At 63.2% G+C, this 18827-nt stretch carries 2 protein-coding genes; both read left to right on the top strand.

What is annotated here, in order from left to right:
- Positions 1 to 100 precede the first annotated feature (100 nt).
- Positions 101 to 11041, top strand: coding sequence for a non-ribosomal peptide synthase/polyketide synthase (locus tag HU731_RS03785; RefSeq protein ID WP_217894831.1), 10941 nt, complete (start codon positions 101 to 103; stop codon positions 11039 to 11041).
- Positions 11042 to 11044: 3 nt separating this feature from the next.
- Positions 11045 to 18826 (top strand): non-ribosomal peptide synthetase, encoded by a 7782-nt coding sequence (locus tag HU731_RS03780; protein WP_217894830.1) that lies wholly within the window; start codon positions 11045 to 11047, stop codon positions 18824 to 18826.
- Position 18827 lies beyond the last annotated feature (1 nt).

The raw sequence follows: 18827 nt of genomic DNA, 5'->3' as shown, positions 1-18827 counted from the left end.
TCGACGCCTCCCATCCCCCCGCTAATTTTTCCCCGCCCGGTTCGTTTTATAGGGACGACGTGCCTTTGTGCTTCCCGCCTATTGCCCCGGATTCCAAGAAATGAATGCTGAAGACTCCTTGAAACTTGCTCGCCGGTTTATCGGGCTGCCCCTGGAAAAGCGCCAATTGTTCCTGCAAGCCTTGCAGAAAGAAGGCGTGGACTTTTCAAGGTTTCCGATTCCGGCAGGGGTGGAGGTGGAGGACCGCCAGGCGCTGTCCTACGCACAGCAGCGCATGTGGTTTCTATGGCAGTTGGACCCGGCCAGCGGCGCCTACAATTTGCCCGGCGCGGTTCGTTTAAGTGGCGTGTTGAGCCTGCCAGCGCTGGAGCAAGCGTTCGCCAGCCTGGTGGCGCGGCACGAAACCCTGCGCACGGTGTTCCAGCGTCAGGCCGATGAGCGGCTGGCGCAGGTGGCGGTGGAGCCGTCGGTGACCGTCGAGCACCTGGACTTCACGGCCTTGGCCTTTGATGCGCGGGAGCAGGCCGTCAACGCCGCCGCCACCCGTCAATCGCTGTTGCCGTTCGACCTGGAACACGGGCCACTGCTGCGCGTGCAACTGCTCAAGCTTGCCGAGCAGGAACACGTGCTGCTGCTGACCCTGCACCACATCGTCTCCGACGGCTGGTCGATGAATGTACTGATCGACGAGTTCATCCGTTGCTATGACGCCCATGAGCGCAACGAAGCGCCCCAACTGCCGGCGCTGCCCATCCAGTACAGCGACTACGCCCTGTGGCAGCGTCGCTGGCTGGAAGCGGGCGAGCAGGCACGCCAATTGGAATACTGGCAGGCCCGCCTGGGTGATGAGCATCCGGTACTGGAACTGCCCACCGACCACCCGCGGCCGGCCATGCCCAGCTACCAGGGCACACGGCATAACTTCGCGATTGAGCCGGCGCTGGCCGTGCAACTGCGCAGTTGCGCGCAAAAACACAATGTCACTCTGTTCATGCTGCTGCTCGGCGCCTTCAATGTGCTGTTGCACCGCTATACCGACCAGGGCGATATCCGCGTCGGTGTGCCGATTGCCAATCGCAATCGCACCGAAGTCGAGGGGCTGATCGGTTTCTTCGTCAACACCCAGGTGTTGCGCACCGAACTGAGCGGGCAAACCCGGGTTGCCGAGTTGCTGCAAGGGATCAAGGAGCATGCCCTGGGCGCCCAGGCTCATCAGGAATTGCCCTTCGAACGTCTGGTGGAAGCGCTGAAAATCGAGCGCAGCCTGAGCCACACGCCGCTGTTCCAGGTGATGTATAACCACCAACCGGTAGTTGCCGACATCGCCTCGGTCAGCACCGCATCGGGGCTGGAATTGGCACTGGTTGAATGGCAAGGCCGCACCACCCAGTTCGACCTGACCCTGGACACCTATGAAAAGTCCGGCACCCTGCATGCGGCGCTGACCTACGCCAATGACTTGTTCGATACGCCCACCATCGAGCGCATGGCCCGGCACTGGACCCGCCTGCTGCAGGCCATGGTGCTCGATGGCGAACAGCGCATCGGCGAATTGCCCATGCTCGATGCGGGTGAACAGCAACGGCTGGTCCACACCTGGAACCAGACCGCCGAGGCCTACCCGACCGAGCGCGCCATTCATCACCTGATCGAAGACCAGGCGCGGCGCAGCCCTGATGCACCGGCACTGGTGTTCGGTACCACCACCTTGACCTACGCGCAGTTGGATGCACGCGCCAACCAGTTGGCCCATGCCTTGGGCGAGCAGGGCGTAGGGCCCGACGTGCTGGTGGGTATCTGCATCGAGCGCTCCATCGAAATGGTGGTTGGCCTGCTGGCGATTCTCAAGGCCGGTGGCGCCTACGTACCCCTCGACCCTGAGTACCCTCAGGAACGCCTGGCCTACATGATCGAAGACAGCGGCGTACAACTGCTGCTCAGCCAGCAGAGCCTGCTGGCGTCGCTGCCCGTCGCCGGTATCCAGGTGATCGCCCTGGACCAGCCGGCGTTATGGCTCGACGGCTACAGCAGCCAATCGCCGAACGTGGCCCTGCATGCCCTGAACCTGGCCTATGTGATCTACACCTCGGGCTCCACCGGCAAGCCCAAAGGCGCCGGCAATAGCCATCGCGCCTTGGTCAATCGTTTGAGCTGGATGCAACAGGCGTATGGCCTGGGAGCCAATGACGCGGTGTTGCAGAAAACCCCGTTCAGCTTTGATGTGTCGGTGTGGGAGTTCTTCTGGCCGCTGATGACCGGCGCACGTCTGGTGGTGGCGGCGCCTGGGGAGCACCGTGAACCGGCGCGCCTGATCGACACCATTGGCCGGCACGCCATCACCACCTTGCACTTCGTACCCTCGATGCTGCAGGCGTTTATCCATGAACCGGGCGTACAGGCGTGCGCGAGCCTCACGCGCATTGTGTGCAGCGGCGAAGCCTTGCCCCTGGATGCGCAACAGCAAGTGTTCGCCAAGTTGCCCGCTGCGGCGCTGTACAACCTCTATGGCCCGACCGAGGCGGCCATCGACGTCACGCACTGGACCTGCATTGACGAAGGCGTCGACAGCGTGCCAATCGGCCGCCCCATCGCCAACCTCGGCACCTACGTGCTGGACGCGCAACTCAACCCGGTGCCGGCTGGTGTCAGTGGCGAGCTCTATCTCGGCGGCGTCGGCCTGGCGCGCAGTTACCACCGACGCCCGGCGTTGACCGCCGAACGTTTTGTGCCCAGCCCGTTCGTCACGGGCCAGCGCCTGTATCGCACCGGAGACCGCGTGCGCCAACGCGCCGATGGGGTGATCGAATACCTTGGCCGTCTCGATCATCAGGTCAAGTTGCGTGGCTTGCGTATCGAACTGGGCGAAATCGAAGCGCGCCTGATGCAACATCCACACGTGCGCGAAGCCGTGGTGCTGGTACATGGCGGCAAGCAGTTGGTTGCCTATCTGGTGCACGAGGGCGAGGCACCAACGGACCTCAAAGCCTGGTTGCTCAGCAGCTTGCCGGAATACATGGTGCCGACGCATTTCATTGCGCTGCCCAAGCTGCCGGTGACCGCCAACGGCAAGCTCGACCGCAAGGCGTTGCCAGTGCCGGATGCGGCGCAGCAGCAGGCATTTGTCGCCCCTCAAGGCGACCTGCAAACAGCCCTGGCCGCCATCTGGAGTGATGTGCTGGGCGTTGAGCAGGTCGGCCAGGACGATAACTTCTTCGAACTGGGCGGCGATTCGATCATCTCCATCCAGGTGGTCAGCCGCGCCCGTCAGGCCGGCATTCGCCTGAGCCCGCGTGACCTGTTCCAGTGCCAGAGCATTCGTAGCCTGGCGCTGGTGGCCCGCTTCGAGCAGGTCAGCCTGATCGACCAGGGCCCGGTCAGCGGCGAGGTCATGCTGACGCCCGTCCAACACAGTTTTTTCGACCAGCCGATCCCGGCGCGGCATCACTGGAATCAGTCCTTGTTGCTGGTGCCCGGCGAGGCGCTTGAGCCCGCACGTCTCGAGGCAGCGCTGGCGCAATTGATCCAGCATCACGACGCCTTGCGCCTGCGTTTTGTGCAGCAGGCTGACGGCTGGCAGCAGAGCCATGCCGCCTACGTCAGCGAGCCGCTATTGTGGCAATGCCAGGCCAGCACCGACGCCGAGTTGGCGGCGCTGTGTGATGAAGCCCAGCGCAGCCTCGACCTTGCCCAAGGCCCATTGCTGCGCGCCGCGTTGGTGAACATGGCTGACGGCAGCCAACGAGTTCTGCTGGTGATCCATCACCTGGTGGTGGATGGCGTGTCGTGGCGCATCCTGCTTGAAGACCTGCAACAGGCCTACCGCAAACAGGCACTGCCGGCGAAAACCAGTGCTTACCAGCACTGGGCGCAACAGTTGCACAGCCACGCGCAAACCCTCGATGAGCAACTGCCGTACTGGCAAGCCCAAGCCATCGACGCCGAGCTGCCGTGCGATCATCCCGAAGGCGGCCTGCAGAACCGCCTGGGCGCCAAGCTGGAAACGCGCCTCGACGCCGAGCACACACGCCGATTGCTGCAAGACGCGCCAGCGGCCTATCGCACTCAGGTCAATGACCTGCTGTTGACCGCCCTGGCGCGGGTGATCAGCCGTTGGAGCGAGCAACCTGCTGCGCTTATCCAATTGGAAGGTCACGGCCGTGAAGACCTGTTCGATGACATCGACCTGAGCCGCACCGTCGGCTGGTTCACCAGCCTGTACCCGGTGCGCCTGCACGCCGAGGGCGAACTGTCGGCGGCGATCAAGTCGGTGAAGGAGCAACTGCGCGCCGTGCCGAACAAAGGCATTGGCTACGGCCTGTTGCGTTACCTCGGCACGCCTGACACCCGCGAAGCGTTGTCGACCCTGGCCGCGCCGCGCATCACCTTCAACTACCTGGGCCAGTTCGACCGCCAGTTCAACGAATCGGCACTGTTCGTGCCGGCCAGCCAGGGCAGTGGGCAGGCCCAGGACCCGGAAGCACCGCTGGCCAACTGGCTGACGGTGGAAGGGCAGGTGTATGGCGGCGAGCTGTCGTTGCAATGGGGGTTCAGCCGGGAGATGTTCGAGGTGGCGACTGTCCAGCGTCTGGCGGATGGTTTCCAGCAGGAACTGCTGGCGCTGATCGCACATTGCGTCGACCCGAAACACGGTGCGTTCACCCCGGCCGATGTGATCCTTGCTCACCTGACGCAAGAACAACTGGATGATCTGGCGCTCCCATCGCGCGAGGTACAGGACCTGTATCCGCTGTCGCCGATGCAACAGGGCATGCTGTTCCACAGCTTGTACCAGCAGGGCGTTGAGGATATTTATGTCAGCCAGTTGCGCGCCGACATCCACGGCCTTGATGTGCCTCGGTTCCGGCGCGCCTGGGAGCAGGTGCTGGGGCGGCATGACATGCTGCGCACCGGGTTTGTCTGGCAACAGGACCAGACGCAGCCGTTGCAAGCGGTGTATCGCGTAGCGGGCCTGCCGTTCGCCGAATACGACTGGCAGGCCCTGCCGGATCAGCACGCCGCGCTGGATGCGTTGAGCGAGTCGACGCGGGCACAAGGCTTTGTGCTGGAGCAGGCGCCGCTGCTGAGCCTGAAACTGGTACGCACCGGTGCCGATCGCTTCCATCTGATCTACACCAATCATCACATTCTCCTGGATGGTTGGAGCCGTGCGCAGTTGTTCGGCGAGGTCCTGGAGTGTTACGCCGGCCGGCCGTTACCGACGCTGCAAGGGCACTACCGTGACTATATCGGTTGGTTGCAAGCTCAGGAATCGGCTGCCAGCGAAGCCTTCTGGAAGGACCAGTTGGCCACGATGCAGGAGCCAACGCGCCTGGCGCGCGGCCCCGGGTCGGATCCTTCGTCCGCCAAAGGCAGCTACACACTGGCCCTGAGCATCGCACAGACTGACCAACTCAAGGGGTTTGCCCAGACCCACAAAATCACCCTGAACACCCTTGTGCAAGCCGCGTGGCTGTTGTTGCTGCAACGCCAGACCGGCCAGGACACCGTGGTGTTTGGCGCCACGGTATCCGGTCGACCGGCAGGGTTGCCGGGGGTGGAGCAGCAGGTCGGTCTGTTTATCAACACCTTGCCGGTTATCGCCACCCCGAGTCCGATGTTGTGGGTGGAGGAATGGTTGCAGCAGGTGCAGGCATTGAACCTCAGCCTGCGTGAACACGAACATACGCCGTTGTTCGATATCCAGCGCTGGGCGGGTGCGAGCGGCGCAGCGTTGTTCGACACGCTGCTGGTGTTTGAAAACTACCCGGTGTCCACAGCGCTGGCCGAAGGCGCACCGGCCGGGCTGACCTTCAGTAATGTGCAGAATTTTGAGCAGACCCATTATCCGTTGACGGTGCTGCTTAGCGCCGGGGTGGCTCTGGAGTTCGAGTTCAGCTTTGACGTGCAGTCGTTCGGCGACGATGAGATTTGGCAGTTGGCCGAGTCTTTCCAGCACCTGCTTCACGGCTTGACCAGTGTCACGCCGCGGCGTGTGGGCGAGTTGCCGTCGCTGACGGACGCGGTGCGCCGGCAGGTGCTGGAGGGGTGGAACGCCACCGAGCGCGACTATCCGCAAGGACAGTGGGTGCATCAGCTGTTCGAGGCCCAGGCGCTGGCCCAGCCGGAGGCGTCGGCGTTGCGCTTCAACGAGCTGTCCCTGAGCTATGCCGAACTGAACCGCCGCGCCAACCGCCTGGCCCATCGCCTGATCGAAGCCGGCGTGGGACCGGACGTGCTGGTGGGCCTGGCGGTGGAGCGTTCCCTCGAAATGGTTGTGGGTCTGCTGGCGGTGTTGAAGGCCGGGGGTGCTTATGTGCCGCTGGACCCGGAATACCCGCGTGAGCGCCTGGCCTACATGCTCGACGACAGTGGCGTGAAACTGCTGCTGACCCAGGCGCATTTGCTTGATCAACTGCCGATTCCGGATGGCCTGGAAAGCCTGGTGCTGGGCGAGTCGGCTTTTGAAGCCTACAGCGATGCCAACCCTGGCATCGAGCTGGACGGCGAAAACCTTGCCTACGTGATCTACACCTCGGGCTCCACCGGTCAGCCCAAAGGAGCCGGTAACCGTCATTCGGCGTTGCTGAACCGCCTGCAATGGATGCAGGAAGCCTATGGCCTGGACGCCAGCGACACCGTGCTGCAGAAAACGCCGTTCAGCTTCGACGTGTCGGTGTGGGAGTTTTTCTGGCCATTGATGACCGGCTCGCGCCTGGTGGTTGCAGCACCGGGGGATCATCGTGATCCGGCCAAATTGATCAGCCTGATCAATCAGCAGCAGGTCACCACGCTGCACTTTGTGCCGTCGATGTTGCAGGCGTTCCTGCAGGACCCGGCGGCGTCGAGCTGCCAAAGCCTGCAACGCATTGTCTGCAGTGGTGAGGCCCTGCCGGTGGACGCCCAGCAGCAGGTCTTCGCCAAGCTGCCCCAAGCCGGGCTCTACAACCTGTACGGCCCGACCGAAGCCGCCATCGACGTGACCTACTGGACGTGCGTGGACGAAGGCCGCGATGCTGTGCCGATCGGCCGCCCGATTGCCAACCTGGGGTGTTACATCCTCGACAGCCACTTCGAACCGGTGCCGGTCGGCGTGCTGGGCGAGCTGTACCTGGGCGGCGTTGGCCTGGCCCGTGGTTATCACCGCCGTCCTTCCTTGACGGCCGAACGTTTTATCGCGCATCCGTTTGTCAAAGGCGAGCGCCTGTACCGCACCGGCGACCTGGCGCGCTACCGTGAGGATGGGGTGATTGAATACGCCGGACGTATCGACCACCAGGTCAAGCTGCGCGGGCTGCGCATCGAGCTGGGCGAAATCGAAGCACGCCTGCTGGAACACAACTGGGTCCGGGAAGCCGCCGTGCTGGCGGTCGAGGGCAAGTACCTGGTGGGCTACCTGGTGCTGCACAACGTCGGTGATGACTGGCGCGATGTGCTGAGTGCCCACCTGGCCCAGCATCTGCCGGATTACATGGTGCCGGCGCAGTGGATGCTGCTGGACCAAATGCCCCTGAGCCCCAACGGTAAACTGGACCGCAAAGCCCTGCCGAAGGTCGACGCCAACCTGCAAGCCCGGGAATACGTCGCCCCGCAAAGCGAACTGGAGCAACAGATCGCTACGATCTGGGCCGAAGTACTCGGTGTCGAACGTGTCGGCCTCAATGACCACTTCTTCGAACGCGGCGGGCATTCGTTGATGGCCACTCAGGCCGTCTCGCGCATCCGTCATGGGCTGGGCCTCGATGTGGGCTTGAAAGCCCTGTTCGATCAGCCGGTGCTGGGCCTTTTTGTCCATAGCCTGACCCAGGCACACGTTGAAAGCAGCCGTATGGAGCGCGTCGAACGTGAGCAGCCGCTGGGGCTGTCCTATGCGCAGGAGCGCCAATGGTTCCTGTGGCAACTGGACCCCCACAGCGCGGCCTACCATGTACCCCGCGCGTTGCGCCTCAAAGGGCAACTCGACCGCGACGCCCTGCAGCGCGCCTTCGATACATTGGTCGTGCGCCACGAAAGCTTGCGTACCCACTTGCAGCAAGATGCCGGCCGCACCGTGCAAGTGATCAGCCCGCCAGCAAGGGTTGAGCTCGCCTTGGCGGACGCCGATGAAGCAAGTCTGAAAGCCCAGGTAGAAGCGAGCATCACCCAGCCATTCGACCTGCGCCAGGGCCCGCTTATGCGTCTCAGCCTGTTGCGCCTGGCGCAAGACGAACATGTGCTGGTGCTGGTGCAGCACCACATTATTTCCGATGGTTGGTCGATGCAGGTGATGGTCGATGAACTGGTCCAGCTTTATGCCGCCTACAGCCGAGGCGAAGGGCTGCAACTGCCGGCGCTGCCGATCCAGTACGTCGATTACGCGCTGTGGCAGCGCAGCTGGATGGAAGCGGGCGAGAAAACTCGCCAACTCGATTACTGGCGTGAAGTGTTGGGTGGCGAGCAACCGGTGCTGGAACTGCCATTCGATCATCAGCGCCCGGCAGTGCCGACCCATCGCGGTGCACGCTTGAACATCCCGTTGCCAATACCGTTGCTCGACAGCCTCAAGGCCCTGGCCCAGCGCGAGGGTGTGACGCTGTTCATGCTGTTGCTGGCGTCCTATCAGATGTTACTGCATCGCTACAGTGGCCAGCCGGATATTCGCGTCGGCGTGCCGATTGCCAACCGCAACCGGGTCGAGACCGAGCGCCTGATCGGCTTCTTCGTCAACACCCAGGTGCTCAAGGCCGAGATCGATGGGCACACCACCGTCAGCCAGTTGCTGGCCCAGGTCAAGCGCCGCGCGCTCGAAGCCCAGGCCCATCAGGACTTGCCCTTCGAACAACTGGTCGAGGCGCTGCAGCCCGAGCGCAGTCTGAGCCTGAGCCCACTGTTCCAGGTGGCGTTCAACCACCATATCAGCCTAGCCGGCCAGCATTTGCAACGCCTGGGCCAGCTTGAAGTCAGTCCTGTGAGCTGGGACGAGACGGTCGCGCAATTCGACCTGACCCTGGACATCGAAGAGTCCCGGGAGCAGTTAAGTGCCTCGCTGAGTTATGCCACCGACCTGTTCGAGGCCGCGACCATCAAGCGTATGGCGCGCCATTGGCAGAACCTGTTGCAGGCAATGGTTGCCGATCAGCAGCAGAACATTGGGCAGTTGCAGTTGTTGGACGGCGAAGAGCAGCAACATATTATCCAGCTGTGGAACCAGGCCGACGCCGGCTTCTCGGCCGAGCGCCTGGTGCACGAGTTAGTGGCCGACCGCGCCCGCGAAACCCCCGATGCCGTGGCAGTGAAGTTCGACGCACAAACCTTGACCTACGGCGAGCTGGACCGCCAGGCCAATCGTCTGGCCCATGCGTTGATCGCCCGTGGCGTTGGCCCCGAAGTGCGCGTGGCTATCGCCATGCCGCGCAGTGCCGAAATCATGGTGGCGTTCCTCGCGGTGATGAAAGCCGGTGGCGTCTACGTGCCGCTGGACATCGAATACCCACGTGATCGCCTGCTGTACATGATGCAGGACAGCCGCGCGCAGTTGCTGCTGACCCACACCAGCGCTTTGCAGCAACTGCCGATCCCAGACGGCCTCGATAGCCTGGCGATTGATCGCACCGAGGAGTGGGCCGATCACAGTGACGCGGTGCCGAAGATCGAATTGAACGGCGACAACCTCGCCTACGTGATCTACACCTCCGGCTCCACCGGCATGCCCAAGGGCGTGGCGGTGTCCCACGGTCCACTGGTGGCGCACATCATTGCTACCGGCGAGCGTTATGAAACCTCGCCAGCCGACTGCGAACTGCACTTCATGTCATTTGCCTTCGACGGCTCCCACGAAGGCTGGATGCACCCGTTGATCAACGGCGCCAGCGTGCTGATTCGTGACGACAGCCTGTGGCTGCCGGAATACACCTACCAGCAAATGCATCGTCACAACGTGACCATGGCGGTGTTTCCACCGGTGTACCTGCAACAGTTGGCCGAACATGCCGAGCGTGACGGCAACCCGCCGAAGGTTCGCGTGTACTGCTTCGGCGGTGATGCCGTCGCCCAGGCCAGCTATGACTTGGCCTGGCGCGTACTCAAGCCGACCTACCTGTTCAACGGCTACGGCCCGACCGAAACTGTGGTCACGCCATTGCTGTGGAAGGCGCGCAAGGGCGATCCGTGCGGCGCCGTCTACGCGCCGATTGGCACGCTGTTGGGCAATCGCAGTGGCTACGTGCTGGACTCGCAACTCAACCTGCAACCGATCGGCGTAGCAGGTGAGCTGTACCTGGGAGGGGAAGGCGTGGCCCGTGGGTATCTGGAGCGCCCGGCACTGACCGCCGAGCGTTTCGTGCCGGACCCATTCGGCAAACCCGGCGGCCGCGTGTATCGCAGCGGTGACCTGACCCGTGGCCGCCCGGATGGTGTGGTGGACTACCTCGGGCGCGTTGACCATCAGGTAAAAGTTCGCGGTTTCCGGATCGAATTGGGCGAAATCGAAGCGCGCTTGCGTGAACAGGACAACGTCGGTGAAACCGTCGTAGTCGCCCAGGATGGCCCGACTGGCAAACAACTGGTGGCCTATGTGGTTCCGGCAGATGCCAACCTGGCCGATCAGGCCGAGTTGCGCGACAGCCTGCGCCGCGCCCTGAAAACCCGCCTGCCGGACTACATGGTGCCGACGCACTTCATGTTCCTTGCCCAGATGCCGCTGACTCCCAACGGCAAACTCGACCGCAAGGGCTTGCCCGAGCCGGACGCCAGCCTGTTGCAACAGGCCTATGTGGCCCCCGAAACCGAGCTTGAACAGCAGGTCGCCGCGATCTGGGCTGACGTGCTGCGCTTGCCGCAAGTGGGTCTCAACGACAACTTCTTTGAAGTGGGCGGCCATTCCCTGCTGGCGATCCAGATCACCTCGCGGGTCCAGGCCGAACTGGGGCTGGAAGTGCCACTGGTGGAAGTATTCCAGACCGAAACGCTGCGCGCCTATGTCCAGGCCGCCGCCACCTTCCGCGCCGGCAGCGCGGAAGACTTTGATGATCTTCGTGACTTTTTGAGCGAACTAGAGGCGATTTGAACCATGCTTTCCAACCCTAATATCGATCTGGTTTCGCGCTTTCTTCGCCTGCCTCTGGAACAGCGCCAGCAGTTTTACCAGCGCCTGCAAAGCCGGGGCATGAGCTTCGCCCAGCTACCGATTGCCTCGATCCGCGAGGATGGCCAGAAGCTGCCGCTGTCCTACGCCCAGGAGCGCCAGTGGTTTCTCTGGCAGCTGGACCCGGACAGCGACGCCTATCACGTCCCCGGCGCCCTGCGCCTGAGCGGCCAGTTGGACAAGGCCGCCCTGCAACGCAGTTTCGACACCCTGGTGGCACGCCATGAAAGCCTGCGCACGCGCCTGCATCTGGACGCCGATGAGCGTGCCCAGGAGGTTCTGGCCCACAGCGTGATCGAGATCGCCGAAAGCGCCGTCGACGAAGCACACCTCAAGGCCCGCGTCGAAGCGGAAATTGCCCGTCCCTTCGATTTGCAGCAAGGCCCATTGCTGCGGGTCAGCTTGCTCGCAGTGAATGCAGAAGAACACGTGCTGGTACTGGTGCAGCACCATATCGTTTCCGATGGTTGGTCGATGGGTGTGATGGTGCAGGAGTTGATGCAACTCTACGCCGCCTATAGCCAGGGCCAGGACTGTGCCTTGGCGCCGCTGCCGATCCAGTACGCCGACTATGCGCTGTGGCAACGTAGCTGGATGGAAGCGGGGGAGAAGGCCCGTCAACTGGCGTACTGGCGCGAACTGCTCAGCGGCGCGCAGCCGGTGCTGGCGTTGCCCTTCGACCAGCCGCGCCCGGCCCAACAGAGCTTCCGCGGCGCGCGCCAGGACATCGCGCTGGAGCCGGCATTGGTTGCGGGGTTGAAAGCCCTGGCCCAGCGTGAAGGCGTGACGATGTTCATGCTGCTGCTGGCCTCGTTCCAGGCCTTTCTTTATCGCTACAGTGGCCAGCCGGATATTCGCGTCGGCGTGCCGATTGCCAACCGCAACCGCGTCGAGACCGAGTCGTTGATTGGTTTCTTCGTCAACACCCAAGTGCTCAAGGCCGACCTCGACGGCCAGATGAGCTTCGCCCAGTTGCTGCAACACACCAAGCGCCGTGCGCTGGAGGCCCAGGCCCATCAGGACTTGCCCTTTGAGCAACTGGTGGAAGCGCTGCAACCGGAACGTAGCCTGAGCCACAACCCACTGTTCCAAGTGATGTTCAATCACCAGGCCAGCACTCAAGCAGCAGCGCACCCGCTGCCGGGCTTGCGCGTGGCCAACCTCGAATGGGACAGCCACAGCGCCCAGTTCGACCTGAGCCTGGATACCCAGGAGAGCGGCGACGCGATCTGGGCCTCCCTGACCTATGCCACCGACCTGTTCAATGCCGCCACGGTGGCGCGCATGGCTGAGCACTGGCTGAGCCTGTTGCGTGCCGCCGTGGCGAATACTGCGCTGCCTTTGCAGGGCCTGGCGATACTCAGCGCCCGTGAGGGCGAGCAGATTCTCTCTGAGTGGAACGCCACCGAGCGCGACTATCCGCAAGGACAGTGGGTGCATCAGCTGTTCGAGGCCCAGGCGCTGGCCCAGCCGGAGGCGTCGGCGTTGCGCTTCAACGAGCTGTCCCTGAGCTATGCCGAACTGAACCGCCGCGCCAACCGCCTGGCCCATCGCCTGATCGAAGCCGGCGTGGGACCGGACGTGCTGGTGGGCCTGGCGGTGGAGCGTTCTCTTGAAATGGTTGTGGGTCTGCTGGCGGTGTTGAAGGCCGGGGGTGCTTATGTGCCGCTGGACCCGGAATACCCGCGTGAGCGCCTGGCCTACATGCTCGACGACAGTGGCGTGAAACTGCTGCTGACCCAGGCGCATTTGCTTGATCAACTGCCGATTCCGGATGGCCTGGAAAGCCTGGTGCTGGGCGAGTCGGCTTTTGAAGCCTACAGCGATGCCAACCCTGGCATCGAGCTGGACGGCGAAAACCTTGCCTACGTGATCTACACCTCGGGCTCCACCGGTCAGCCCAAAGGAGCCGGTAACCGTCATTCGGCGTTGCTGAACCGCCTGCAATGGATGCAGGAAGCCTATGGCCTGGACGCCAGCGACACCGTGCTGCAGAAAACGCCGTTCAGCTTCGACGTGTCGGTGTGGGAGTTTTTCTGGCCATTGATGACCGGCTCGCGCCTGGTGGTTGCAGCACCGGGGGATCATCGTGATCCGGCCAAATTGATCAGCCTGATCAATCAGCAGCAGGTCACCACGCTGCACTTTGTGCCGTCGATGTTGCAGGCGTTCCTGCAGGACCCGGCGGCGTCGAGCTGCCAAAGCCTGCAACGCATTGTCTGCAGTGGTGAGGCCCTGCCGGTGGACGCCCAGCAGCAGGTCTTCGCCAAGCTGCCCCAAGCCGGGCTCTACAACCTGTACGGCCCGACCGAAGCCGCCATCGACGTGACCTACTGGACGTGCGTGGACGAAGGCCGCGATGCTGTGCCGATCGGCCGCCCGATTGCCAACCTGGGGTGTTACATCCTCGACAGCCACTTCGAACCGGTGCCGGTCGGCGTGCTGGGCGAGCTGTACCTGGGCGGCGTTGGCCTGGCCCGTGGTTATCACCGCCGTCCTTCCTTGACGGCCGAACGTTTTATCGCGCATCCGTTTGTCAAAGGCGAGCGCCTGTACCGCACCGGCGACCTGGCGCGCTACCGTGAGGATGGGGTGATTGAATACGCCGGACGTATCGACCACCAGGTCAAGCTGCGCGGGCTGCGCATCGAGCTGGGCGAAATCGAAGCACGCCTGCTGGAACACAACTGGGTCCGGGAAGCTGCCGTGCTGGCGGTCGAGGGCAAGTACCTGGTGGGCTACCTGGTGCTGCACAACGTCGGTGATGACTGGCGCGATGTGCTGAGTGCCCACCTGGCCCAGCATCTGCCGGATTACATGGTGCCGGCGCAGTGGATGCTGCTGGACCAAATGCCCCTGAGCCCCAACGGTAAACTGGACCGCAAAGCCCTGCCCAAGCCCGAAGCCACCCACCACTACGAAGCGCCGCAGAGTGGCCTGGAGCAGCAGATCGCCGCAATCTGGGCTGAGGTGCTGGGCGTTGAGCAAGTGGGTTTGAACGACAACTTCTTCGAGCGTGGCGGTGATTCGATCATCTCCATTCAAGTGGTCAGCCGCGCCCGTGCCGCCGGTATCCATTTCACTGCCAAGGCATTGTTCCAGCACCAAACGGTGCGCAGCCTGGCCCGCGTGGCGCAGTTGCAGACAGCGCAGGTGATCGACCAAGGCCCGGTGCAGGGCGAGACGCCGTTGCTGCCGTTCCAGCAATTGTTCTTCGAGATGGACCTGCCGGACCGTCACCACTGGAACCAGTCCTTGCTGCTGACGCCACGCCAGCCCCTTGAGGCCGAGCCTTTGGAAACGGCGCTGCAAGCACTCACCCAGCACCACGATGTGCTGCGCCTGAGCTTCAGCCAGCAGGCCGGGGCCTGGACCGCACGGCATGATGCGCAACCTGCAACCCTGCTGTGGCAGGCGAACGTGCTGGACGTTGCCGAACTGCAAACCCTGTGCGAGCGCGCCCAGCGTAGCCTCGACCTGCAGCAAGGCCCGTTGCTGCGCGCGGTACTCGCCCAGATGGCTGACGGTTCCCAGCGCCTGCTGCTCGTCATGCACCACCTGGTGGTGGACGGCGTGTCCTGGCGGGTGTTCCTCGAAGACCTGCAAAGCTTGTATCGCCAGCAACAGTTGCCGGCCAAGACCACGTCGTTCAAGGTCTGGGCCGAGCGCTTGCGGGCCCATGCGCGCAGCGAAGCGGTGGAGGCGGAAAAACACTTCTGGTTGCAACAGCTCCAGGGCGTGCCGACCGACTTGCCGTGCCGGGATCCACACGGCGCACGTCCCGGTTACCTGGCGCAGACCGTGGTCAGCCAATTGGACGCCGAACACACCCGGCAATTGCTGCAACAGGCGCCCACTGCCTATCGCACCCAGATCAACGACCTACTACTGACGGCCCTGGCGCGGGTTATCTGCCAGTGGACGGGGCAGGCTTCGAGCCTGATCCAGCTGGAAGGCCATGGCCGTGAAGACGTGTTCGACGACATCGACCTGACCCGTACCCTGGGCTGGTTCACCAGCTTGTTTCCGGTGCGCCTGACTCCGACCGAATCACTTGCCACTTCGATCAAGCAAATCAAGGAACAACTGCGCGCCGTGCCAGACAAAGGCCTGAGTTTCGGCGCGCTACGCTACCTCGGCGACGACGCCACGCGCCAGGCGTTCAGTGAGTTGCCGGTGCCACGCATCACCTTCAACTACCTGGGCCAGATCGACGGTAGCTTTGATCAGCCAGACGGTTTGTTCGTGCCAGCGCGAGAAAGCGCGGGTGCCGAGCAGAGCCCCGAGGCGCCGCTGGGCAACTGGTTGACGCTTAACGGCCAGGTGTACGGCGGTGAACTGCACATGGGCTGGACCTTCAGCCCGCTGATGTTCGAGGCCTCGCAAATCGACGCCTTGAGCCAAGCCTTTACCCGCGAACTGACGGCGTTAGTGGAGCATTGCTGCACCCCCGGCAACCGTGGCGTGACCGCTTCCGATTTCCCGTTGTCGCGCTTGAACCAACAGCAACTGGAGTCCTTGCCGCTGGCTGCCGACGCCATTGAAGACATCTACACCTTGTCGCCCATGCAGCAGGGCATGCTGTTCCACACCCTGTACGAACAGGCAGCCGGCGACTACATCAACCAGATCCTCGTGACCGCCGAGGGCCTGGATGTGGCGCGATTCCAGCAAGCGTGGGATGCCACGGTGCGCGCCCATGACGTGTTGCGCAGTGGGTTCTTCTGGGAGGGTCAGCTGGAATGGCCGTGCCAGGTGGTGTACCGCGAGGCCCGATTGCCGATCGAACACCTTGATTGGCGTGCGATGCCGGAGCGTGAGCTGGCATTGCAAAACTTGCAGGAAGCCCAGCGTTGCCAGGGCTTTGACCTGGCCAAGGCACCCCTGGTGCGCATGGTGCTGGTGCGCACCGACGAGCAACGCCATGAGCTGATCTACACCCACCACCATATCCTGATGGACGGCTGGAGCAATTCACGGCTGTTCGGTGAAGTGCTGCAGCGCTACGCCGGCGTGGCTGTGCCGGAGGCGGCCGGGCGTTATCGCGACTACATCGGTTGGTTGCAGCAGCGTGATGCCGGTGCGACCGAAACCTTCTGGCGCGAGCAGTTGAGCACACTGCAGTCACCGACTCGCCTGGGCAGCAGCCAGCCGATGACGGCAGGTGGGCATGGCGAACATCAACTGAGCCTGGATCGCTCGCTGACCGAACGTCTCGAGGCCTTCGCACGCAGCAACAAGGTCACGCTCAACACCCTGATCCAGGCGGCATGGCTGGTGCTGTTGCAGCGCCATAGCGGGCAGTCGGTGGTGTCCTTTGGTGCCACCGTGGCCGGACGCCCGGCGGATCTTGTGGGTGTAGAGCAGCAGATCGGCCTGTTTATCAATACCCTGCCGGTGATCTGCGCAGTGGATGGTCAGCAAAGCGTAGCCGACTGGTTGCAGGCGGTGCAGGCGCAGAACCTGGCCCTGCGCGAGCATGAACACACCGGGCTTTACGATATCCAGCGCTGGGCCGGGCAGGGTGGTGAAGCCTTGTTCGACAACATCCTGGTGTTCGAGAACTACCCGGTGTCCAAGGCCCTGGAGCAGAGCGGAGGCAGCGGTATCCGTTTTGGCCTGCCGGACTCCCGTGAGCAAACCAGCTTCCCGTTAACCGTGCTGGTGGACGTTGGTGATACGCTGTCGGTGCAGTTCAGCTTTGCGCGTGCACACTTCGGTGCAGGTACGGTGCACACCTATGGCCGCCATCTGATCAACCTGCTGCGCGCCATGCTCGAGGGTGGCCAGCAGCGTTTGGGCGACCTGGCGATGCTCGATGCGGCTGAGCGTCAACAGGTGACCCACGATTGGAACGCCACAGCGCGGGACTACCCGTTGCAACACTGCGTGCACCACCTGGTTGAAGAGCAGGTGGCGCGCACGCCAGACGCTGCGGCGCTGGTGTTTGCCGAGCAGCGCTTGAGCTATGCCGAACTGAACCGCCGCGCCAACCGCCTGGCCCATCGCCTGATCGAAGCCGGCGTGGGACCGGACGTGCTGGTGGGCCTGGCGGTGGAGCGTTCCCTCGAAATGGTTGTGGGTCTGCTGGCGGTGTTGAAGGCCGGGGGTGCTTATGTGCCGCTGGACCCGGAATACCCGCGTGAGCGCCTGGCCTACATGCTCGACGACAGTGGCGTGAAACTGCTGCTGACCCAGGCGCATTTGCTTGATCAACTGCCGATTCCGGATGGCCTGGAAAGCCTGGTGCTGGGCGAGTCGGCTTTTGAAGCCTACAGCGATGCCAACCCTGGCATCGAGCTGGACGGCGAAAACCTTGCCTACGTGATCTACACCTCGGGCTCCACCGGTCAGCCCAAAGGAGCCGGTAACCGTCATTCGGCGTTGCTGAACCGCCTGCAATGGATGCAGGAAGCCTATGGCCTGGACGCCAGCGACACCGTGCTGCAGAAAACGCCGTTCAGCTTCGACGTGTCGGTGTGGGAGTTTTTCTGGCCATTGATGACCGGCTCGCGCCTGGTGGTTGCAGCACCGGGGGATCATCGTGATCCGGCCAAATTGATCAGCCTGATCAATCAGCAGCAGGTCACCACGCTGCACTTTGTGCCGTCGATGTTGCAGGCGTTCCTGCAGGACCCGGCGGCGTCGAGCTGCCAAAGCCTGCAACGCATTGTCTGCAGTGGTGAGGCCCTGCCGGTGGACGCCCAGCAGCAGGTCTTCGCCAAGCTGCCCCAAGCCGGGCTCTACAACCTGTACGGCCCGACCGAAGCCGCCATCGACGTGACCTACTGGACGTGCGTGGACGAAGGCCGCGATGCTGTGCCGATCGGCCGCCCGATTGCCAACCTGGGGTGTTACATCCTCGACAGCCACTTCGAACCGGTGCCGGTCGGCGTGCTGGGCGAGCTGTACCTGGGCGGCGTTGGCCTGGCCCGTGGTTATCACCGCCGTCCTTCCTTGACGGCCGAACGTTTTATCGCGCATCCGTTTGTCAAAGGCGAGCGCCTGTACCGCACCGGCGACCTGGCGCGCTACCGTGAGGATGGGGTGATTGAATACGCCGGACGTATCGACCACCAGGTCAAGCTGCGCGGGCTGCGCATCGAGCTGGGCGAAATCGAAGCACGCCTGCTGGAACACAACTGGGTCCGGGAAGTCGCCGTGCTGGCGGTCGAGGGCAAGTACCTGGTGGGCTACCTGGTGCTGCACAACGTCGGTGATGACTGGCGCAATGTGCTGAGTGCCCACCTGGCCCAGCATCTGCCGGATTACATGGTGCCGGCGCAGTGGATGCTGCTGGACCAAATGCCCCTGAGCCCCAACGGTAAACTGGACCGCAAAGCCCTGCCGAAGGTCGACGCCAACCTGCAAGCCCGGGAATACGTCGCCCCGCAAAGCGAACTGGAGCAGCAGATCGCCGCGATCTGGGCCGAGGTGCTGAACGTTGAACGGGTGGGCATGCGCGACAACTTCTTCGAACTGGGTGGGCATTCCCTGCTGGCCACCCAGGTGGTGGTGCGCCTGCGCGAACAGTTGCACGCTGAATTCGACGTCAAATCGATCTTTACCACCCCGACGCTGGCTGATTTCAGTGCCCATGTGGCGGCCCAGCAGACAAATAATTCGCCGGTGCAGGATGCATTGGCTAAATCCTTGGAGGCCCTCAAACGTCTATCAGCAGAAGATTTGGATAAATTGATTTCCTGAG

It is taken from the genome of Pseudomonas salmasensis, from assembly GCF_014268375.2.
Classification (GTDB): domain Bacteria; phylum Pseudomonadota; class Gammaproteobacteria; order Pseudomonadales; family Pseudomonadaceae; genus Aquipseudomonas; species Aquipseudomonas salmasensis.
The sequence above is the reverse complement of the archived record's forward strand: the minus strand, read 5'-3'. Positions and strand labels throughout refer to the sequence as shown.